At 69.9% G+C, this 19,064-nt stretch carries 20 protein-coding genes; 11 read left to right on the forward strand and 9 right to left on the reverse strand.

Annotated elements, in window-relative coordinates; genetic code table 11:
- Window positions 1–160 precede the first annotated feature (160 nt).
- Entirely contained in the window at window positions 161–1,522 is a 1,362-nt protein-coding gene (rimO, locus tag IB242_RS08770; protein WP_192278228.1) for a 30S ribosomal protein S12 methylthiotransferase RimO, read from the forward strand.
- Window positions 1,523–1,613: 91 nt separating this feature from the next.
- Here rimO and IB242_RS08775 read toward each other — a convergent pair whose 3' ends face one another.
- The 4 genes from IB242_RS08775 to IB242_RS08790 form a co-directional block, all read right to left on the reverse strand.
- Window positions 1,614–2,624, reverse strand: coding sequence for a DegV family protein (locus IB242_RS08775; RefSeq protein ID WP_192278230.1), 1,011 nt, complete (start codon window positions 2,622–2,624; stop codon window positions 1,614–1,616).
- A gap of 203 nt (window positions 2,625–2,827) precedes the next feature.
- Window positions 2,828–3,334 carry a transcription elongation factor GreB gene (gene greB, locus IB242_RS08780; protein WP_192278232.1) on the reverse strand — a complete coding sequence of 169 codons (507 nt, stop codon included), beginning with the start codon at window positions 3,332–3,334 and terminating at the stop codon, window positions 2,828–2,830.
- Window positions 3,335–3,745, reverse strand: a complete 411-nt coding sequence (locus IB242_RS08785) for a copper resistance protein NlpE N-terminal domain-containing protein (protein WP_192278234.1) — start codon at window positions 3,743–3,745, stop codon at window positions 3,335–3,337. It lies immediately after the preceding gene.
- A gap of 46 nt (window positions 3,746–3,791) precedes the next feature.
- Window positions 3,792–5,294: a helicase HerA-like domain-containing protein gene (locus IB242_RS08790; protein ID WP_192278236.1), complete on the reverse strand. Its 1,503-nt coding sequence runs from the start codon at window positions 5,292–5,294 to the stop codon at window positions 3,792–3,794.
- Window positions 5,295–5,414: 120 nt separating this feature from the next.
- On the opposite strand from IB242_RS08790, the gene IB242_RS08795 reads away from it, so the two are divergent.
- Entirely contained in the window at window positions 5,415–6,989 is a 1,575-nt protein-coding gene (locus IB242_RS08795; RefSeq protein WP_192278238.1) for a transglycosylase SLT domain-containing protein, read from the forward strand.
- Between the two features lie 406 nt (window positions 6,990–7,395).
- Here IB242_RS08795 and asd read toward each other — a convergent pair whose 3' ends face one another.
- Window positions 7,396–8,241, reverse strand: a complete 846-nt coding sequence (gene asd / locus IB242_RS08800) for an archaetidylserine decarboxylase (RefSeq protein WP_192278240.1) — start codon at window positions 8,239–8,241, stop codon at window positions 7,396–7,398.
- Entirely contained in the window at window positions 8,238–8,891 is a 654-nt protein-coding gene (locus IB242_RS08805; protein ID WP_192278242.1) for an SCO family protein, read from the reverse strand. Before IB242_RS08805 ends, asd begins: the two co-directional genes overlap by 4 nt.
- A gap of 91 nt (window positions 8,892–8,982) precedes the next feature.
- Here IB242_RS08805 and prmB point away from each other — a divergent pair, with 91 nt between their 5' ends.
- The 7 genes from prmB to IB242_RS08840 all read left to right on the forward strand — a co-directional run bounded on the left by prmB (window position 8,983) and on the right by IB242_RS08840 (window position 16,859).
- Window positions 8,983–9,912: a 50S ribosomal protein L3 N(5)-glutamine methyltransferase gene (prmB, locus tag IB242_RS08810; protein WP_192278243.1), complete on the forward strand. Its 930-nt coding sequence runs from the start codon at window positions 8,983–8,985 to the stop codon at window positions 9,910–9,912.
- A 160-nt stretch (window positions 9,913–10,072) separates the two neighbouring features.
- The gene (aroC, locus tag IB242_RS08815; RefSeq protein ID WP_192278245.1) at window positions 10,073–11,185 is read left to right on the forward strand and encodes a chorismate synthase; all 1,113 of its coding nucleotides are present in this window, start codon (window positions 10,073–10,075) and stop codon (window positions 11,183–11,185) included.
- Window positions 11,178–12,239 (forward strand): D-glycerate dehydrogenase, encoded by a 1,062-nt coding sequence (locus tag IB242_RS08820; protein ID WP_192278247.1) that lies wholly within the window; start codon window positions 11,178–11,180, stop codon window positions 12,237–12,239. The genes aroC and IB242_RS08820 overlap by 8 nt, the downstream gene beginning before the upstream one ends.
- Before the next feature lie 93 nt (window positions 12,240–12,332).
- Entirely contained in the window at window positions 12,333–13,358 is a 1,026-nt protein-coding gene (locus IB242_RS08825; RefSeq protein WP_192278249.1) for an aspartate-semialdehyde dehydrogenase, read from the forward strand.
- A gap of 250 nt (window positions 13,359–13,608) precedes the next feature.
- On the forward strand, window positions 13,609–15,399 hold the full coding sequence (locus IB242_RS08830) for a FimV/HubP family polar landmark protein (RefSeq protein ID WP_192278251.1): 1,791 nt from the start codon (window positions 13,609–13,611) through the stop codon (window positions 15,397–15,399).
- Window positions 15,400–15,432: 33 nt separating this feature from the next.
- The gene (truA, locus tag IB242_RS08835; RefSeq protein WP_192278253.1) at window positions 15,433–16,206 is read left to right on the forward strand and encodes a tRNA pseudouridine(38-40) synthase TruA; all 774 of its coding nucleotides are present in this window, start codon (window positions 15,433–15,435) and stop codon (window positions 16,204–16,206) included.
- Window positions 16,203–16,859 (forward strand): phosphoribosylanthranilate isomerase, encoded by a 657-nt coding sequence (locus IB242_RS08840; RefSeq protein WP_192278255.1) that lies wholly within the window; start codon window positions 16,203–16,205, stop codon window positions 16,857–16,859. The genes truA and IB242_RS08840 overlap by 4 nt, the downstream gene beginning before the upstream one ends.
- A 167-nt stretch (window positions 16,860–17,026) precedes the next feature.
- On the opposite strand, the gene IB242_RS08845 is transcribed toward IB242_RS08840, so the two are convergent.
- On the reverse strand, window positions 17,027–17,404 hold the full coding sequence (locus IB242_RS08845) for a helix-turn-helix domain-containing protein (protein ID WP_192278257.1): 378 nt from the start codon (window positions 17,402–17,404) through the stop codon (window positions 17,027–17,029).
- A 37-nt stretch (window positions 17,405–17,441) separates the two neighbouring features.
- Window positions 17,442–17,840, reverse strand: a complete 399-nt coding sequence (locus IB242_RS08850) for a hypothetical protein (protein WP_192278259.1) — start codon at window positions 17,838–17,840, stop codon at window positions 17,442–17,444.
- Here IB242_RS08850 and IB242_RS08855 point away from each other — a divergent pair.
- On the forward strand, window positions 17,839–18,024 hold the full coding sequence (locus IB242_RS08855; protein ID WP_192278261.1) for a hypothetical protein: 186 nt from the start codon (window positions 17,839–17,841) through the stop codon (window positions 18,022–18,024). The genes IB242_RS08850 and IB242_RS08855 overlap by 2 nt on opposite strands.
- Window positions 18,025–18,069: 45 nt before the next feature.
- Window positions 18,070–18,213, forward strand: coding sequence for a hypothetical protein (locus IB242_RS08860; RefSeq protein WP_192278263.1), 144 nt, complete (start codon window positions 18,070–18,072; stop codon window positions 18,211–18,213).
- A gap of 397 nt (window positions 18,214–18,610) precedes the next feature.
- Here IB242_RS08860 and IB242_RS08865 read toward each other — a convergent pair whose 3' ends face one another.
- Entirely contained in the window at window positions 18,611–18,904 is a 294-nt protein-coding gene (locus IB242_RS08865) for a hypothetical protein (RefSeq protein WP_192278265.1), read from the reverse strand.
- Window positions 18,905–19,064: the final 160 nt, after the last annotated feature.

The raw sequence follows: 19,064 nt of genomic DNA on the forward strand, positions 1-19,064 counted from the left end.
CGTGGTACGGGATGCCGCGAGCCTGTTCCGGGCGGCCTGTGCCATACCGCGTCGTGCGGCGTCATGCCGGCCAGGCTGAACACGCGCCCCGGTCCACCTGCGCCGACCGTTCTATAATCCGCGCCCTCTGGCCCCAGGCCCTCCACGTACCCAGGCCCCCATGTCCCAGCTGAACCCCCGGGTCGGCTTCGTCAGCCTCGGCTGCCCGAAAGCCCTCGTCGACTCCGAACGCATCCTCACCCAGCTGCGGGTCGAGGGCTACGACATCGTCCCCAGCTACGACGACGCCGACGTGGTGGTGGTCAACACCTGCGGCTTCATCGACTCGGCCGTGGCCGAATCGCTGGACGCGATCGGCGAGGCGATGAACGAGAACGGCAAGGTCATCGTCACCGGCTGCCTGGGCAAGCGCTCGGAACTGATCCGCGAGCAGTACCCGGACGTGCTGGCGATTTCCGGCCCCCAGGACTACGGCAGCGTGATGGAAGCGGTGCACGCGGCGCTGCCGCCGAAGCACGATCCCTTCATCGACCTGGTGCCCGACTACGGCCTGAAACTGACCCCGCAGCACTACGCGTACCTGAAGATTTCCGAGGGCTGCAACCACCGCTGCAGCTTCTGCATCATTCCGTCGATGCGCGGCGATCTGGTGTCGCGTCCGGTCGACGAGGTGCTGCGCGAGGCCGAGCGTCTGGTCAAGGGCGGCGTGCGCGAGCTGCTGATCGTGTCGCAGGACACCTCGGCCTACGGTGTCGACCTGAAGTACGCGGCGCGCACCTGGCGCGGCCGCGAGTACCAGACCCGGATGAAGGCGCTGTGCGAAGGCCTGTCCGAGCTGGACGCCTGGTCGCGCCTGCACTATGTCTATCCATACCCGCACGTCGACGACGTGATCCCGCTGATGGCCGAAGGCAAGGTGCTGCCGTACCTGGACATTCCGTTCCAGCATGCCAGCCCGCGGATCCTGCGGTTGATGAAGCGGCCGGGCGCGGTCGAGAAGACGCTGGAGCGCGTGCAGCGCTGGCGCGCGATGTGCCCGGAACTGACACTGCGCTCGACCTTCATCGTCGGCTTCCCCGGCGAGACCGAGGCCGAGTTCGAGCAGCTGCTCGACTTCCTCGACGAGGCGCAGCTGGACCGCGTCGGCGCGTTCGCCTATTCGCCGGTCGATGGCGCCGCCGCCAACGACCTGCCGGGTGCGGTGCCCGAGGAGGTCAAGCAGGAGCGGCTGGCCCGCTTCATGGAGCGCCAGGGCGAGATCTCCGCCGCGCGGCTGGAAGCCAAGGTCGGTACCGTGCAGCGCTGCCTGGTCGACCTGGTGGACGGCGAGCTGGCGATCGCGCGTTCGATGGCCGATGCGCCGGAGATCGACGGCACCGTGCAGATCCAGGACGGCCGCGACGCCGGCCTGCAGCCGGGCGAGTTCGTCGACGTGCGGATCATGGGCAGCGACGAACACGACCTGTACGGCGAGGTCGAGTACAACGGCGACGCCGGGGCGCTGGACCTGCGCGTGCTCTGACCCGCACGCGCGTGACCGTCGTGCCGCAGGCGGCATGACGGCGATGGCCGGGTCGGCGCTCGTGGCCGCGCGGTGAATCCGCGCGGCGAGGTCAGGGCGTGTCGCTGTGTTCGGGGCCTGAGAAGGCCAGCGTCAGGCCGCCGGGGCCGATGTTCATCATTCCGGTGATGCTCATCTGCAGCACATGCAGGGCCACGCCGTGGCTCTTGCAGGTGGTGCTCAGCCGCAGGAATTCCGGAATTCCGGCGATATCGTCCAGCGGGCCGGCATAGGAGAGGAGCACGTGCGGCGTGTACAGGCCGCCGGCGACCTTGCCCGCGGCGAAGGCGAACAGCCGGCCCCAGGCTTCGATGCGCCCGCGGCACTTGAGCACCGGCGTGGTATCGCCGTGATGACCGCGGATGATCGGCTTGATGTCGAGCGCGCCGCCGAGCAGCGCGCTGAGCAGGTTGATGCTGCGGTCGCCACGCACGCGCGAGCGGGTCCGCGCGTAGCCCAGATCGTCGGGTACGTAGTAGGTGTAGGTGCCGTCGATGATGCGCGACAGCGCTTCGCGGATGTCCCTGGGTGGCAACTGTCCGCGCAGCATGTCGCGCAGCGCCATCGCCGGGATGCCCGAGCCGGCGAACATGTTGCGCGTGTCGATCACGCGGAGCTGGAACGGCCGGCGTATCTCGGCCGCGCCGCGCATCCCGCGGATCTGGTTGAGCGCGAGCGTGCTGCCCTCGGTGGCCGCGTCGTGGATCGGGCTGCGGCTGGCGGTGATGGTCAGGCAGTAGACCGAGTCGTAATCCAGCGCGAAGCGTTCGACGAAGAACGCGCGCATCTGCTCGGCGTCCAGTGGCATCGACTGCCCGGCCGCACCTTCGCCGTTGCCGTTCTCGCGCATGTAGCGCGCGCTCGCGTCGGGGTCGTGCCGGTCCACGTAGGTGGACGCTCCGATCCGGATCGGAATCGGGATCACCGCCACATCGGGATCGGCCAGGAAATCGGTTGAGACGTCGCAGGACGCATCGATGACGATGCCGGTGCGCAGCGGAGGACTGGCGGCGGGCGCAGTCCGGGTGACGGGTGTGGCAACGGCGGGGTCCGGGGCCGACATGTGTTCTCTCCCTTGAATACATGTGCAGTGAGGCGCCGGATAGAAACCACGCACGGATGCGAGCGTCAACTGCGCCTGCATACGCCCGCGTGCGGTTCGGCCCAATGCCTTGATTCCACGATCCGCACGGTCGCCCCGCATGCGCCTGCGTATGTGCGCACTGCGCGGTTCGCACGCTGCGTGGTGGCCTGCGCCGGACGTTGTCAGGCGGACGGATACTCGACCGCGACCACTGCGAACCGGGTCGGTCCGGCGGGCAGGTCGGCCGCGAATTCGTCGTCGATGCGCTTCTTCAGCAGGGCGCGCGCGAGCGGCGAATCGATGCTGATGTACCCGCGCGCGGCGTCGGTCTCGTCGGGGCCGACGATGCGGTAATGCAGCAGGTCGCCGCTGGCCAGGTTCTCCAGTTCGACCTGCGCGCCGAAGAACACCGCCTCGCGGTCGGACGGCGCGCTGTCCACCACGCGCAGCGCAGGCAGGCGCTTGCTGAGGTAGCGTACGCGCCGGTCGATCTCGCCGAGCTGCTTCTTGCGGTAGGTGTACTCGGCGTTCTCCGACCGGTCGCCTTCGGCGGCGGCGGCCGCCAGCGCCTTGACCACCTCGGGCCGGCGTACCCGCCAGAGCTCGTCGAGCTCGGCCTTGAGCCGGTCGTGGCCTTCGCGCGTGATCAGCGCGGTGCTTTTTTCCGGGGGCGGACGCCAGCGCGACATTCAGCGGGCCTGCGCGCCGGGCAGGACACGATGCAGGCTGCGCCCGCGTGGATCGGCGACCGGTTCGATGCAGCTGCCGTCGGCGAGCACCAGCAGCGCGTCCGACGCGAGCGCGAACGCATGGCCGGACAGCGTCAGTCGATCGGGCTGGGCCAGCTGAACGCAGGTGCCGTTCCAGGTGATCGACCAGATGCCATGCTCGACCGGCAGCGCCTGCATCGTCGCCACGCAATGCGCCTGCAGCGCATAGGTGCCGTCGTCGTGCAGCTGCAGCAGCGCGTCCGCGCGGGTGCAACCGTCCAATGGCAGGCTGCCGAAGTAGCCGCCTGCCAGCCGGTCGCGCGCACCGCGGTCGTCGGGAGGTGTGCCTTCCTGCGCGGCCGCGGTGGCGGCGACACCGAGGAGCAGCACCGCCAGCCCTCGGTGGAACGGCCGCGTGGGCGGCGTCCGCCGGCGATCAGCGACGCCGGCCACCGAGCAGCCCTCCGAGCAGTCCACGTACGATCTGGTTGGTGATGGTGCGGGCCGCCTGCTTGGCAGAGGCTTCGACCACGCCCTGGCGACGGCCATTGCCGAACAGGACATCGCGTACTGTCCCACCGATGCCGGTCCCGGCGGGCTGCGGGGCTGGCGTCTGGCGTCCGGCCGCCGGTGGCGCCTTGGCCGCATCGGTGGTGGCCTGCGCACGCGCGGCCAGCCGTTCGGCCGCCGACTCGCGGTTGACCGGTGTGTCGTAGCGGGCACCGACCGGACTGCCGGCGCGGACCTGGGTCCGCTCGGCTTCGGTGATCGCCCCCATCCGGCAGCGCGGCGGCGCGATCTTCGTGTGCTGCACCGGCGAGGGAATGCCCTTGTCCTGCAGTGTGGACACCAGCGCCTCGCCGGTGCCCAGCTGCGACAGCGTCGCGGTCACATCCAGCTTCGGGTTGGGGACGAAGGTCTCGGCTACGATGCGCACCGCCTTCTGGTCGCGGGGGGTGAAGGCGCGCAGCGCGTGCTGGACGCGGTTGCCGAGTTGGCCGAGCACATTGGCCGGCACGTCGTCGGGGAACTGCGAGCAGAAGTACACGCCGACGCCCTTGGAGCGGATCAGGCGCACGACCTGCTCGATCCGCTGCTGCAGTCCGGCCGGCGCATCGTCGAACAGCAGGTGCGCTTCGTCGAACACGAACACCAGCTTCGGCTTCTCCAGGTCGCCGACCTCGGGCAGGGTCTCGAACAGTTCCGACAGCAGCCACAGCAGGAAGGTCGCGTACAGCCGCGGCTTGAGCACCAGCTGGGTCGCGGCGAGGATGCCGATGACACCGCGGCCGTCGTGGTTGACCCGCATCAGGTCGTTCAGCTCCAGCGCCGGTTCGCCGAAGAAGCCATCGCCGCCGTCCTGTTCCAGACGCAGCAGGGCGCGCTGGATCGCCGCGATCGACGGCGCGCTGACAAGTCCATACTCCGACGAGACCGCCTTGCGCTCCTCGGCGACCAGACCGAGCAGGGCGCGCAGGTCGTCCAGGTCGAGCAGCAGCAGGCCGCGGTCGTCGGCGAGCTTGAACACGATGTCGAGCACGCCGGCCTGGGTGTCGTTGAGTTCCAGCACGCGCGCCAGCAGGGTCGGGCCCATCTCGCTGACCGTGGTCCGCACCGGGTGGCCGAGCTTGCCGTACAGGTCCCAGAACACGACCGGGCTGGCCGCCGGCGCGTAGTCGGCCACGCCGGTTTCCGCCGCGCGCTGCAGCAGCTTCTCGCCGCCGGCACCCGGCATCGCCAGGCCGGCCACGTCGCCCTTCACGTCGGCCATGAACACCGGCACGCCGATCCGCGAGAATCCTTCGGCCAGGGTCATCAGGGTGACGGTCTTGCCGGTGCCGGTGGCGCCGGCGACCAGACCATGGCGGTTGCCCAGTGCCGGCAGCAGGGTGACCGGGACGTCGTCGGTGAGGCCCTTGCCCAGCAGGATCGGATCCATGGCGCGTCTCGCGTGAAGTCGTCGGCCGATTCTAAGCGAGCGAATGCCGGCGGCGAGGCGGCTTGCCGCTGCGCCGCCGTCGCCGCTACCCTGCCGGTCGCACCGCCGACCGCCTGCCTGATGCTTTCCTCGCCGAATCCGCTGCGCCGCCTGCCCGTGCTGGGCCTGCTGTCCCTTCTCCTGATCGCACCGCCTGCGCTGGCCCAGCGCGTCTCCGCCAAGGACCGTGCCGCCGCCGATGCGCTGCAGCAGCGCATGACCCAGGCCGAGCAGCGCTACCGCGACGCGCTGGTGCTGGTCGGCAACGGCGATGCCAAGGGCACCTGGGAGAGCAACGCGGCGCTCGAGGACATGGAAGACGTCATCGATGCCTGCGTGAAGCAGCGCGGCTGCCCGCTCAGCGACGTGCTGGCCACCTACAAGCGCCTGCTGAAGGCCGACGTGGACGCGGAGGCCCAGGCCGCGGACGACCTCGGCGACGAGGAGCTGCTGGAAGGCGATCCATCGCTGGCACCGCTCGCCGACGACGTACCGGAGGCGGTGCGCGCGGCGACCCTGCTCGGTGGCGACCATCGCCACACCTTCGACCGCATGGTCCAGTACAACCCCGCGGTCCAGGCCGGCATCCGCCGCTGGCTGACCGACATGCGCCCGCAGCTGATGACCAGCTACGAGAACTACCAGGTCATGCGGCACCTGATGTGGCCGGAGTTCGAGCGGCGCGGCCTGCCCGAGGCGCTGCTGTTCGGGATCCTGGCCAAGGAATCTAACGGGCGCGTGCACTCGACCTCGCGTGCCGGCGCCAGCGGCCCGCTGCAGTTCATGCCGGCGACCGGCCGCCGCTTCGGCCTCGGCCCGGACGGCACCGGCTTCGATACCCGCTACGACGCACGCGCCTCGGCCGAGGCCAGCGCCAGCTATCTGAACGAGCGCCTGCGTCAGCTCAACAACGACATGGAGATGTCGCTGGCCGGCTACAACGGCGGCGAGGGCAGGGCGCTGCGCGTGCATCGCCAGAGCGGCGGTACCGGCTTCTGGTACGCCGACGCCTACGAGCAGTTCCCGGCCGAGACCAAGGACTACGTGCCGATGGTGATCGCCGCGGCCTGGATCTTCCTGCACCCGCGCGAGTTCGGCGTGCAGTTCCCGAAAGTGGACGCGCATCCGGCCACGTTCCGGCTGACGCGCACCGCCAGCATCTACGAGCTGACCGTGTGCCTGGGCAACGCCGGCAACCGCGACGGGTACATGCGCACCCTGCGCAATCTCAATCCGCGTTACGAAGCCGAGGACTGGATTCCCGCCGGCACCGTGCTCAACGCGACCACCCGCGTCGCCGGCCTGTACGGACGGCATTGCGCCAGCGGCGCGCGCGCCGACCTCGCCCATGCGCTGGTGACCGCCGACGTCAACGCGGCGATCCTGCGCGAGGCGCCGCGCGGCAATGTCTCGGTCGGCGACCTGACCCCCGTCGAGGGCGTGCCGACGACGATCGCGACCGGCACGCCTCAGCCCGCACAGCCCAAGGCGCAGCAGGTGCGGACCTATCGCGTCGCCCGCGGCGACACGCTGGGCAGGATCGCGCAGAAGCATGGCTGCGAAGTCAGTGCGCTCGCCGCGGCGAACGGGCTCAAGGCTCCTGGTTATGCGCTGCGCCAGGGGCAGGAACTGCGCCTGCAGGGCTGCCGGTTGTAGGGCGCGGGCAGCGCGACCATCCCGTGCTGCCGATCGCGGCCGGCGCCGCGCCGGTACGCTCGGCCCACAGCCGTTGCTGCGGGTGTGCAGATCGGGTTGGCGGTGGGCGGGTCCGGCCTGGGGCAGCGTCTCCGCTGCGGGAGGCGGCCTGATCCACGCCGTGGCGGTGACGCATTGTCTCTGCCGCCGGCAGGTGAGCGCGGCATGCGACTGCGAACGGTTGCCGGATCGTGGGGATGCTGCGGATCCGCGCCGCGCCGCGTCGCGCGGGTGGCGTCACGTACGCCTGCGACACGCGTCGAGGTGGTTTCGGCCCCGACAGACACCGCCGGAGTGGTGTCGGCCGAGGCCGACCATGTCCACCGATAGCCTGATGGGAATGCCGGCCCTGCGATCCCGTCAGGCGTCAGCCGGTGCGACGCGCCAGCGCCTGGCCCAGGCGCACCGGCGACTCGGCGGCCAGACCTGCGTCCAGCGTGGCCACGCCCGGCGGCAGCAGCACGATCACAGTCGAGCCATAGTTGAAGCGCGCCATCTCGGCGAAGCGCTCCAGCACGATGCCCTTGCCGCGCCAGTCCTTGCGGGTGATGCGGTCGCCATAGTGCGGAATTTCCTCGCCGCTCCACACCGTCTCCACGCCGGAAACGAGCAGGGCGCCGACCATCACCGACACCATCGGCCCGAAGTCGGTGTCGAAATGGCAGACCAGGCGCTCGTTGCGCGCGAACAGGCGCGGCACCCGCTGCACCGCGGCCGGGCCCACGCTGAACAGCCGGCCCGGCACGTGCACGGTTTCGCGCAGGGTGCCGGTCCACGGCATGTGCACGCGGTGGTAGTCGCGCGGCGACAGGTAGACGGTGGCGAACACGCCATTGGCGAACGGTGCGGCCGCCTCGGCATCGCCGAGCAGCTCGGCGGCGGTGAACGACTGGCCCTTGGCCTGGAAGATGCGGCCGTCCTCGATCGGGCCGAGCTGGCTGATCCGGCCATCGGCCGGCATCAGCAGCGCGTCCGGATCCGGATCGGCCACGCGTGCGCCGTGCTTCAGCGCACGGGTGAAGAAGGAGTTGAAGCTGTGGTAGCTGCGCGGATCGGCATCGGCGGCCTCGGACAGGTCGACATCGAAGCGCTTGACCACCTCGCCGATCATCCGCTGGCTGAACCAGGGCGAGCGCGAGTACGCGGCGCGGCGCGCCAGCGAGGACAGCAGCCGGTGCGGCAGCACCCAGCTCAGCGTGGTCATCAGGCTCATGGGGCGCGGTCCGCGTCGGTCAGCAGGGCGAGGTCGTCGGCGATCGCCTGCGGCTGGAACGGCGGGCGGATCAGCCCGGCCCAGCGGCCCTGCGGGTCGAGCACGGCGATGTTGGCCGAATGGTCGACGCTGTAGTCGTTCGGGTTTTCCTCGAACTTCTGGCCAGGCACCTTCATGAACACGAAGCCGACCGAGGTCGCGAACTTCTCCAGCGCCGGCACGTCGGCGGTGGCGGCCAGGGTGTCGGGGTGGAAGCCGCGCGCGTACTCGCCGGTCCGGGCGGGGGTGTCGCGCTCGGGATCGACCGACACGAACAGCACGCGCGGGCGGGTGCTCTCCGGCAGGGTTTCCCACTGCTTCTGCGCCTGGGCCAGCTCGGCCAGCGTGGTCGGGCACACGTCCGGGCAGAAGGTGAAGCCGAGGAACACCAGGGTCCAGTGGCCGGCCAGCTCGCCGGGAATCAGCTGCGTGCCATCGGACTGGCGCAGCGTGTAGGCCGGCAGCTCACGCGGCTGCGGCAGCAGGGTCACCGTCTGCAGCGCCGGGCCCTGCGGTGCGGGCTCCTGGCCGAGGAAATGGCGCGCGGCCAGCAGGCCCAGGCCGGCGGCCAGGGCGACGATCAGCACGTAGCCGAAGGTGCGGTTGAACATCGGGGTGTTCCGCTCATCTGACGACAACGGGCCATGATACCGGCCCGGGCGTATAATCGCCGGCCCTTCCGTTCATGCGTCCAGCGCCTCCATGACCGCAGATCCGGCCGCCGAGCTGCACACCATCATCGACCTGATCCGCTACGGCGCCAGCCGCTTCAATGCGGCCGGGCTGACCTTCGGGCACAGCTACGACAACGCGCTGGACGAGGCGACCCAGCTGGTGCTGCACGCATTGCACCTGCCGCACGACCTGAGCCCGGTCTACGGCCAGTCGCGCCTGACCGGCGAGGAGAAGCAGGCGATCCTGGGGCTGTTCGCGCGTCGCATCGACGAGCGCATCCCGGCCGCCTACCTCACCGGCGAGGCCTGGTTCGCGGGCCTGAGCTTCAGGACCGATGCGCGCGCGCTGGTGCCGCGTTCGCCGATCGCCGAACTGATCGAGGCCGGCTTCGAGCCGTGGCTGGGCGGCCGCGAGGTGCGGACCGCGCTGGACCTGTGTACCGGCTCGGGCTGCATCGCCATCGCGATGGGCCATTACAACCCGGAGTGGCAGGTCGATGGCGTCGACATCAGCGACGACGCGCTGGCGCTGGCTGGCGAGAACAAGGAGCGGCTGCTGGCGCACAACGTCAGCCTGGTGAAGTCCGACCTGTTCGATGGCCTGACCGGCCGCCATTACGACCTGATCGTCACCAATCCGCCGTACGTCACCAACGACGAGACCGATGCGCTGCCGGCCGAGTACGCGTTCGAGCCCGAGCTCGGCCTGCGTGCCGGCGACGACGGCCTGGACCTGGTGCTGAAGATCCTGCGCGACGCGCCGCTGCACCTGAGCCAGGACGGCCTGCTGATCTGCGAGGTCGGCGAGTCGGAGCAGCACCTGGTCAAGCTGCTGCCGGAGCTGGACCTGGCCTGGATCGAGTTCAAGGTCGGGCAGATGGGCATCTTCGCGGTCGAATGCCGCGAGCTGATCCGTCACAACGCACGCATCAGCGAACTGGCCGCCGCGCGCGCCTGATCGACCGGCTCCGCGCGGCCACCGGCCCGCGGAAAACCGCTGCGGACAAGGGTGATCGGTTGCCAATGCAACCGTTGCGCGCCTGCTTGCGCAGTGCACAACGGCGCGTGCCGATATGCGATGCTTGGCGGCCCGTCACTGGGTCCCTGCGGAGCGGCGCTTGAGCAGCAACACCTTCGGAAAACTCCTGTCGGTCACCACCTTCGGCGAATCGCATGGTCCGGCGATCGGCTGCGTGATCGACGGCTGCCCGCCCGGGCTGGAGATCGCGCCGGAGGAGTTCGCCCACGACCTGCAGCGGCGTGCGACCGGCAGGAGCCGGCATACGTCGGCGCGGCGCGAGGCCGACGAGGTCGAGATCCTGTCCGGCGTCTACGAAGGCCGCACCACCGGTACGCCGATCGCGCTGCTGATCCGCAACACCGACCAGCGCAGCAAGGACTACAGCAACATCGCCGCGCAGTTCCGCCCGGGACACGCCGATTACAGTTACTGGCAGAAGTACGGCGTCCGCGACCCGCGCGGTGGCGGCCGCAGCTCGGCGCGCGAGACCACGATGCGCGTGGCCGCCGGCGTGATCGCCAAGAAGTGGCTGCTGCAGCGTCACGGCGTGGTCGTGCGCGGTTTCCTGTCGCAGCTCGGTGATATCCGTCCAGCCGGCTTCGACTGGAGCGCGGTCGAGGACAACCCGTTCTTCTGGCCGCATGCCGCCCAGGTGCCCGAACTCGAGGCCTACATGGACGCGCTGCGCAAGTCCGGCGATTCGGTCGGCGCGCGCGTGGACGTGGTCGCCGACAACGTGCCGCCGGGCTGGGGCGAGCCGATCTACGGCAAGCTCGACGGCGAACTGGCCGCGGCGCTGATGAGCATCAACGCGGTCAAGGGCGTGGAGATCGGCGACGGCTTCGCCAGCGCGGCGCAGAAGGGCACCGAGCACCGCGACCTGATCTCGCCCGACGGCTTCCTGTCCAATCACGCCGGCGGCATTCTCGGCGGCATTTCCACCGGCCAGCCGGTGACCGCGTCGATCGTGCTCAAGCCGACCTCCAGCCTGCGCCTGCCCGGGCAGACCGTCGACGTGGACGGCAATGCGGTCGAAGTGATCACCACCGGTCGCCACGATCCGTGCGTGGGCATCCGCGCCACCCCGATCGCCGAGGCGATGGTCGCGCTGGTGCTGATGGACCAGGCACTGCGTCACCGCGCACAGTGCGGCGACGTCGGTACCGTCACCCCGCGCATTCCGGCCAGCGGCGGGAACCTCGATGGCTGATGCACGGCCACGCGTGTGGGTCAGCCAGCCGCTGTTCGACGATGTCGTCGCGCAGCTGGAGGCCCATTTCCAGGTCGAGACCACCGATGCGGTCACCGCGCATTCGCCGGCCGATCTGGCCGCGAAGCTGGCACCGCTGGATGGCGCGCTGGTCACCCTGAACGAGCGTATCGGCGCGGCCCAGATCGCCGGCGCGCCGGCGCTGCGTGCGATCGCCAACGTCGGCGTCGGCTACAACAATCTGGATATCGACGCGCTCAGCGCGGCCGGCATCGTTGCGACCAATACGCCGGACGTGCTCACCGAGACCACCGCCGACCTCGGCTTCGCCCTGCTGATGGCCGCCGCGCGCCGGATCACCGAATCCGAGCGCTGGCTGCGCGAGGGGCAGTGGGGGCAGTGGTCGTTCAAGACCATGCTGGGCGCCGACATCCATGGCAGCACGCTGGGCATCCTCGGCATGGGCCGGATCGGGCAGGGCATCGCCCGCCGCGGCCATCATGGCTTCGGCATGAAGGTGCTGTACCACAACCGGTCGCGCCTGCCCGAGGCCACCGAACGCGAGGTCGGTGCCGCGTATGCCGGCTTCGATGAGCTGCTGGCGCAGGCCGATCATCTGGTGCTGGTGCTGCCGTACTCGGCCACCAACCACCACATCATCGACGCGGCCGCACTGGCGAAGATGAAGCCGACCGCGACCCTTGTGAACATCGCCCGCGGCGGCATCGTCGACGAGCTGGCCCTGGCCGATGCGCTGGCCAACGGCCGCCTGGCCGCGGCCGGGCTGGACGTGTACGAAGGCGAGCCGCAGGTTCGCCCCGAACTGCTGGCGCTGCGCAACGTGGTGCTGACTCCGCACATCGGCAGCGCCTCGCTGGCTACGCGCCGGGCGATGGTGCAGCTGGCGGTGGACAACCTGGTCGCCGCGCTTGGCGCCGGCCCCGATGCCGGGCGTCCACCGAGCGCGATCAATGCCGTGGCGATGACCAGCATTGCCGGCAAAGCCGGCGCTGCGACCGTGGGCGCGACCAAGATCGCCGACGGAAAACGATAGGGAACCTCCGCTGCCGCATCTGGAGGTTCCCCGAACCCGGACCACAGCGCGCCCCTGTCTTCCGTTCCTCCCCATCCGATAGAAGCACACACCATGAGCAACGCAGAACGTCGTTTCACCGTCGCGGTCGTTGGCGCCACCGGCGCCGTCGGCGAGACCATGCTGTCGATCCTGGCCGAGCGCCAGTTCCCGGTCGAGAAGATCATCCCGCTGGCCTCCGAGCGCTCCGCCGGCGGCGAGGTCGAATACGCCGGCCGCAAGATCACCGTGCAGGACCTGGCCAGCTTCGATCCGACCGGCGTCGACATCGCCCTGTTCTCGGCCGGCGGTGGCGTCTCCAAGGAGTACGGCCCGAAGTTCGCCGCCGCCGGTGCGGTGGTGATCGACAACTCTTCGGCCTTCCGCTACGACGACGACGTGCCGCTGGTGGTGTCCGAGGTCAATCCGGACGCGGCGAAGAACCGCCCGCGCGGCATCATCGCCAACCCGAACTGCTCGACGATGCAGATGCTGGTCGCGCTGGCGCCGCTGCACCGGAAGTACGGCATCGAGCGCATCAATGTGGCCACCTACCAGTCGGTGTCCGGCGCCGGCCGTTCCGCGCTGGAGGAGCTGGGCCGCCAGACCGCCAACATCCTCAACTTCCAGGATGCCGACCCGCAGCGCTTCCCGCTGCAGATCGCGTTCAACCTGATCCCGCACATCGACGACTTCCTGGACAACGGCTTCACCAAGGAGGAGATGAAGCTGGTCTGGGAGACCCGCAAGATCCTCGGCGACGACAGCATCCGGGTGAACCCCACCGCGGTGCGCGTGCCGGTGTTCTACGGCCACTCCGAGGCGGTGGCGATCGAGACGAAGGAGAAGGTCACCGCGGCCGAGGCGCGCGCGCTGCTGGAACAGGCGCCGGGCGTGGAAGTGGTGGACGAGCGCAAGGCCGGCGGCTATCCGACTCCGGTCACCCATGCCTCGGGCAACGATGCGGTCTATGTCGGGCGCATCCGCGAGGACATCTCGCATCCGCGCGGCCTGAACCTGTGGATCGTCTCCGACAACATCCGCAAGGGCGCCGCGCTGAACGCGGTGCAGCTGGCCGAGCTGGTCGCCAGCGGCGGCTGAGCACGGCCTGCGCGCGCTGGACAGGGCGCGCGGCTTCGGCCGCGCGCTGTTTTTCATGCAGCCGCAGCAGGTGGCGCGCGCATGCTCCGCCGCTCCGCGAGCTGAGCGCAGGCCCCGACCGTGATGCCGGGCACCCGCGTCGGGTAGCCGGGAAGGGCCGGGATGCAGCTGCCGCGCATGGCCGCGGGGCACCATCACGATTCCCGCCCGCCGATGCGGCCCGCCGGGCGAACCGGCTATAGTGCGCCGCATGAATGCGAGGGGACGGAGCGCGCTGCGCTCATGGACATGGCTGCTGACGGTGTCGCTCGCCCTGCTGAGCGGCAGCGCGATGGCGCTGGGGCTTGGACAGATCCGGGTGCTGTCGGGCCCTGGCCAGCCGCTGCTGGCCGAGATCCCGATCGTCTCCAACGAACCCGGCGAGCTCGAGAACGCCCGCGCACGGCTGGCGTCGCCCGATACCTTCGCCCGCGTCGGCCTGCAGCCGCCGCAGGGGCTGGTGCGTGACCTGCAGTTCGAGATCACCCAGGATGCGCAGGGTCGTGCGGTCGTGCGCGTCACCAGCGACCGGCCCGTGGATGTGGCGGCGGTCGCCTTCCTGATCGAGGTCGACTGGGGCCAGGGCCGGCTCGTGCGCGAGTATTCGGCGCTGGTCGCCGCGCCGCAGACGGCGGCCGCGATCGAAGCGCCCGCGATCCAGGCACCGCAGGCCGCGCCGGCCGACATCATCGTCCGCGAGCCGGCGCCGGTGTCCACACCCGCTCCCATACCGACGGCGACACCCGCCGCGCCGGTGGCCGAAGCACCGGCAGTGCCGCCACCACCCGCACCGATGGCCGTGGCCGGAGGCGAGGTGCTGGCGCAGGTGGAACGCGGGCAGACGCTGTCCACGCTGGCTGCGGGCATGGACCGCGGCGGGCACACGCTGAACCAGGTGATGCTGGCGCTGCTGCGGGCCAATCCCGAAGCCTTCGTCGACGGCAACATCCACCGCCTGCGGGCCGGTGCGGTGATGCGCATGCCCGCGGCCGGCGATTTCGCCGAGGCCGACGCGGCAACGGCCAGTGCGCTGGTGCGGGAACAGACCGCGCAGTGGCGCCAGTCGCGCCGGCCGATCCAGCAGCCGGCCGAAAGCGCCGGTGCGGCGGCATCCGCTCCGACAACCGCCCCGGCTGCGATCCCGGTGATCCCGACCGGCGGCGCACGGCTGGAAATCGCACCGGCAGCCGCCGATGCGGGCACGCAAGCGACACGGTCCGGCCTGGGCGCCGGCGGCGAGGACGGCGACATGCTGGCGAACGAACAGCTGCGGCAGGCGCAGGAAGACATCGCGACCCGCGATTCGGAGCTGCAGGAATTGCGCGGACGGGTCGAGGAACTGGAGAAGCTGCAGCAGCAGCAGGCCCAGCTGATCGCGCTCAAGGACAGCGACCTGGCCGCCGCGCAGGCGCGCCTGTCCCAGCTCGATGCCGGTGCGGGCGACGCAGCCGGTGGCGGCGTGCCGTTGTGGCTGTTCGGCGGCCTGGCGCTGCTGATCGCCGCGGCCGCGGTCTGGTGGCTGGCGCGGCGGCCCAAGCCGCTGCCGATCCCAGTCGCGCGTGCCGGCGGCGGTGGGTTCGATGCCGCGTCGCTGACTGCCGCCGTGCCCGAACAGACCGGCACCGATCCCGGCCTGGCGGTCGACGCGCCCGAGGAGGCCCATCACGCGCCCGCACCGGCGGTCGCGCCCGAGCCCGCGCCTGCACCCGAGCCCGGGCATGACCGCGCCCCGGAGCCCGCGGCCCCGGCCGCGCCGCGCGCCTACCCGGCCGCCTGGCAGCCGGACGCGTCCGCGGTGCCGGCCTGGCATACCGATGATGTCTCGGCGCCGCTGGCGCCGCTCAACCCGGCGCCGGCCGGACGCGAACGGCTCGAACTGGCGATCGCCTACCTCGACCTGGGCGATGCCGAAACCGCGCGCACCCTGCTGCGCGAGGTCGCCAATGGCCAGGATCCCGCCGCACGCGACGAAGCGCTGCAGTTGCTGCGCGAGATCGGCTGAGCCGGTCTCCCGGCCGACAGAAAGGAACGAACGATGCGTTACGCGCTTGGCGTCGAGTACGACGGCGGCGGATTCCGTGGCTGGCAGCAGCTGGGCGGTTCGCGCCGCGCCACGGTGCAGGCGACCCTGCAGGATGCGCTGTCCTCGGTGGCCGATACGCCGATCCAGGTGGTCTGTGCCGGCCGCACCGATGCCGGTGTCCATGCCGAGTGCCAGGTCGTGCACTTCGACACCGACGCGCAGCGCGATCCACGCGCCTGGACGCTGGGTACGACCGGCCGCCTGATTCCGTCGGTCTGCGTGCGCTGGTGCGTGCCGGTGGCCGACGATTTCAATGCGCGCTTCTCCGCGCGCGCGCGCCGTTACCGCTATCGGCTCGTCAACCGCCTGGTCCGCCCGGCGCTGTACCGGCACATGATGGCCTGGGAACGGCGCCCGCTGGACGCCGACGCGATGCACCGTGCCGGTCAGGCGCTGCTGGGCGAGCAGGATTTCAGCGCGTTCCGCACCGTGCACTGCCAGGCCCGTCACCCGCGCCGCAACCTGCAGGAGATCGTCGTCCGGCGTGAAGGCGAGGTGATCGAAATCGAGGTCCAGGCCAACGCTTTTCTTCACCACATGGTGCGTAACATCGTCGGCTCGCTGCTCGAGGTCGGAGCCGGCGCGCGCGACGAGGGGTGGATTGCCGAGTTGCTTGCCGGCCGCGACCGTACCCTGGCCGGGCCGACAGCGCCGCCGCAGGGGCTGGTGTTCCTGCGGCCGCTGTATCCGGCCGAATGGAATCTGCCTGCGGAGGTGACCCTGTGAATCGCACGCTGTATCGCACCCGGATCAAGTTCTGTGGCATGACCCGCCCCGGCGACGTCCGTCTCGCCGGCGAGCTGGGTGTGGATGCCGTTGGTTTCGTGTTCGCCGCGCGCAGCCCGCGGCGGCTGGCGCCGACCGAGGCGCGGGTACTGCGCCAGGCGCTGTCGCCGCTGGTCGACGCGGTCGCGCTGTTCCGCGACAACACCTCCGAGGAGGTGCGCGAGGTCGTGCGCCAGGTCCGGCCCAGCCTGATCCAGTTCCACGGCGACGAGGACGACGCGTTCTGCCGCGCGTTCCGCGTGCCCTATCTGAAGGCGGTGCCGATGGGCGATGGTGCGAGCTGGGATGCGCGGATGCTGCAGCACCGCTGGCCGAACGCGGCCGGCTTCCTGTTCGACAGTCACAGCGTCGGTGGCGATGGTGGCAGCGGACAGGGATTCGACTGGCGCAGGATCCCGACCGGCCTGCACCGGCCGTTCCTCCTGGCCGGCGGCATCACCCCGGACAACGTCAAGGACGCGATCCTGGCCACGCTGCCGTGGGGTGTCGACGTGGCCAGCGGCATCGAGGTCTCGCCCGGCATCAAGGATGGCGACAAGATGCGGCGCTTCGTCGAGGAAGTGCGTCACGCCGACTGCACCGAGATGGGCTGAGCGACGCGACACATCCCTCGGCCGGGTCGGCCGCGCCCTGGCGCGATCGCGGTGGGACCGGTGCTCCGTTCGGCCTGTTCTCGTCGGAGCAGGCCGTTCGTGCCGCAACGGTTCCGCGCTAGACCGGCGGCTTCAGGGCGTGGCCGCATCGGTTGCGGACCACGCCATCATGTTCTGCGTCGCCCCTCGAAGCGCTGGATCCTTGCCTCGATGATCTGCAGCAGGACGCGCTGCGTGGGGCGACTCGTCTGTCGGTAGGCAGCCAGCAAGCGGCGTTCGGCTGGATCGTCAACCAGCTCCGCACCCACGGCGGGCACGTTCTCCGGTGGCTCGTAGGCCAGTGGGCCGCGACCTGTCGCCAGCCATTCAAAACAGACGCACGTCACCCGGGCCAGCCGTTCGAGCCGGGACGTCGCAGGCCGTGCGCCGACTGCGCATTCCCAGTTCGCTACCGCGCCCCGCGTCACGCCCATCCGGGTTGCAAGCGCTTCCTGGGACAGATGCACCCGCTGGCGGGCGATCCGGATTCTCGTGGAGAGATTCATGTGTTTTCCTCATGCCGTCCGTGGCATGAGTCGAAGCCTAGTCCCGTTGCGGATATGCGGCAAGCGGGTGGCATGCACGTGATGGTGGCGAAAATCTGTCCAGTTCCGCTTGCACTCGTCCGCGCGTCTTCAGATGACGCAGGCCCCGTCCGCCATGGCAAGCGGGATTATCCGCGGCGGCGCCGCGTGTCACTTGTAGTTTGTACGGGTCATCCACCACCATCATTGCCGTGCAGCGTTTCACCACGAACGCTGTCAGCGGGGAGGTGGCGCGGCCGGCACGGTCCCGATTGCGGTGCAAGGGATTGATTGCTGGGCGTGATGTGGTCGATGGCGCAGCTTCACGCTGCAAGGAAAGCAGGTGAATGCGCTGTCGGGTGTGCACGTCGATGGCGGAACCATTGGCGCCATAACCGTCATCGAGCGTTTCTTCCATGGGATACGTCAATGAGGAGCAGGGAATGCACCAGTTGAACAGCAACGAGCTTTTCCGGGTGGCCGGCGGCACGCAGGGTGTGCCGCGCTTCGAGCTGCCACCGTCCGATCTGCCGGAGATGAGCCAGCCCGGTTATCCGGATGACGGCAGTGGAACCCGGCCCGGGATCAGGCCGATTCCCTGATCCGGCGGCCGGGGTTACGTTCAATCATGTGACAAGGAGATGGTCATGCGTGAACTTGAAGGCGAGGAACAACTGGATGTCGCTGGTGGCGAGCTGGGTGTCGCCGGAGTCGATCCCTCCGACCGACTGCGTCAGGTGCAGGAGCGCCAGCTCGAGCGGTTCCTGGAGCAGTACCGGCACTTCAGATGATGGGGCATACCTGCCGCACTGGCCCATGAGGGCGTTGGCGCCCGGTCGTTCCTTCCCGGAAGCCGGGCGCCAGCACGCAAGGCCGCAGCGAACAGCATCTTGGGAAGCGGTTCAATGCTGGTCGGAGTTTGCCGAATGGTAGGCAGCGATGGGGGAACACAGCCGTCGTTTGCGAAGGTGATGCTGCCATGCATGCGTTGTTGCCGGGCGCTGCGCACGAGGTTTGCCCGATGCATGTCATGAAGGCCGCGATTCCCACCACGGTTGGTGCGCCCGCAAAGCTGGCGGCGGATTGTTCCACCGTAACGCAGCGTCGCTGGCGCGCGAGCGCATCCAGGCTAAGAGAACGGGTGCACCGCACCGGTTATCGACGATCAATGCCCCATCACCTCCAGCGTCATTGAATCGGGCGAACACGCAATCGATGTCCCAGGCCCTGCGCGGGATGGTTCGCTGTCGTCGCTGCTGGGACGCCGCGGGTCGGATGTTGACCGGGCTTTGCATCTGCCAGGGATCGCGCAGTTTCCGCCACCGGCTTGGCCGGTTCGGCATGCACCACCTGCTCACGCACATCCATGTTCCGCATCGCGGTGGCGAGGCCGATCGACTGGTGCAGGCCAGTGCGCATGGATACCTCTGCGTTCGCCACGGAGCCGCGGACAGCAGTTCTGCCCTCGCTGAATGGCTGCATCATTCCATTGGATGGCAGTCATGCCAGCATCGGATGCACGGGGCCGTCTCCCATTCCGATCATCGGCGCGCGGGGCGACGACAGCGGTGCGCGGTCTGTCACCCACCGCGGTGCTTGTCGCGCGCCCGTCGTGAGGCCACGACCGGTATTGAGCGGATGC

Origin of the sequence: Xanthomonas sp. XNM01, from assembly GCF_014851915.1 — a bacterium.
In the GTDB taxonomy this organism is placed as follows: Bacteria; Pseudomonadota; Gammaproteobacteria; order Xanthomonadales; family Xanthomonadaceae; genus Pseudoxanthomonas.

Bases quoted from the DNA above. Each gene is read 5' to 3' on its own strand.
- IB242_RS08830 (WP_192278251.1), top strand. From the start codon at position 13,609: ATGAATGCGAGGGGACGGAGCGCGCTGCGCTCATGGACATGGCTGCTG.
- IB242_RS08795 (WP_192278238.1), top strand. From the start codon at position 5,415: ATGCTTTCCTCGCCGAATCCGCTGCGCCGCCTGCCCGTGCTGGGCCTG.
- prmB (WP_192278243.1), top strand. From the start codon at position 8,983: ATGACCGCAGATCCGGCCGCCGAGCTGCACACCATCATCGACCTGATC.
- IB242_RS08850 (WP_192278259.1), bottom strand. From the start codon at position 17,840: ATGGAAGAAACGCTCGATGACGGTTATGGCGCCAATGGTTCCGCCATC.
- IB242_RS08820 (WP_192278247.1), top strand. From the start codon at position 11,178: ATGGCTGATGCACGGCCACGCGTGTGGGTCAGCCAGCCGCTGTTCGAC.
- IB242_RS08775 (WP_192278230.1), bottom strand. From the start codon at position 2,624: ATGTCGGCCCCGGACCCCGCCGTTGCCACACCCGTCACCCGGACTGCG.
- truA (WP_192278253.1), top strand. From the start codon at position 15,433: ATGCGTTACGCGCTTGGCGTCGAGTACGACGGCGGCGGATTCCGTGGC.
- IB242_RS08825 (WP_192278249.1), top strand. From the start codon at position 12,333: ATGAGCAACGCAGAACGTCGTTTCACCGTCGCGGTCGTTGGCGCCACC.
- IB242_RS08860 (WP_192278263.1), top strand. From the start codon at position 18,070: ATGCGTGAACTTGAAGGCGAGGAACAACTGGATGTCGCTGGTGGCGAG.
- IB242_RS08865 (WP_192278265.1), bottom strand. From the start codon at position 18,904: ATGCAGCCATTCAGCGAGGGCAGAACTGCTGTCCGCGGCTCCGTGGCG.
- rimO (WP_192278228.1), top strand. From the start codon at position 161: ATGTCCCAGCTGAACCCCCGGGTCGGCTTCGTCAGCCTCGGCTGCCCG.
- greB (WP_192278232.1), bottom strand. From the start codon at position 3,334: ATGTCGCGCTGGCGTCCGCCCCCGGAAAAAAGCACCGCGCTGATCACG.
- IB242_RS08805 (WP_192278242.1), bottom strand. From the start codon at position 8,891: ATGTTCAACCGCACCTTCGGCTACGTGCTGATCGTCGCCCTGGCCGCC.
- asd (WP_192278240.1), bottom strand. From the start codon at position 8,241: ATGAGCCTGATGACCACGCTGAGCTGGGTGCTGCCGCACCGGCTGCTG.
- IB242_RS08845 (WP_192278257.1), bottom strand. From the start codon at position 17,404: ATGAATCTCTCCACGAGAATCCGGATCGCCCGCCAGCGGGTGCATCTG.
- IB242_RS08790 (WP_192278236.1), bottom strand. From the start codon at position 5,294: ATGGATCCGATCCTGCTGGGCAAGGGCCTCACCGACGACGTCCCGGTC.
- IB242_RS08855 (WP_192278261.1), top strand. From the start codon at position 17,839: ATGGGATACGTCAATGAGGAGCAGGGAATGCACCAGTTGAACAGCAAC.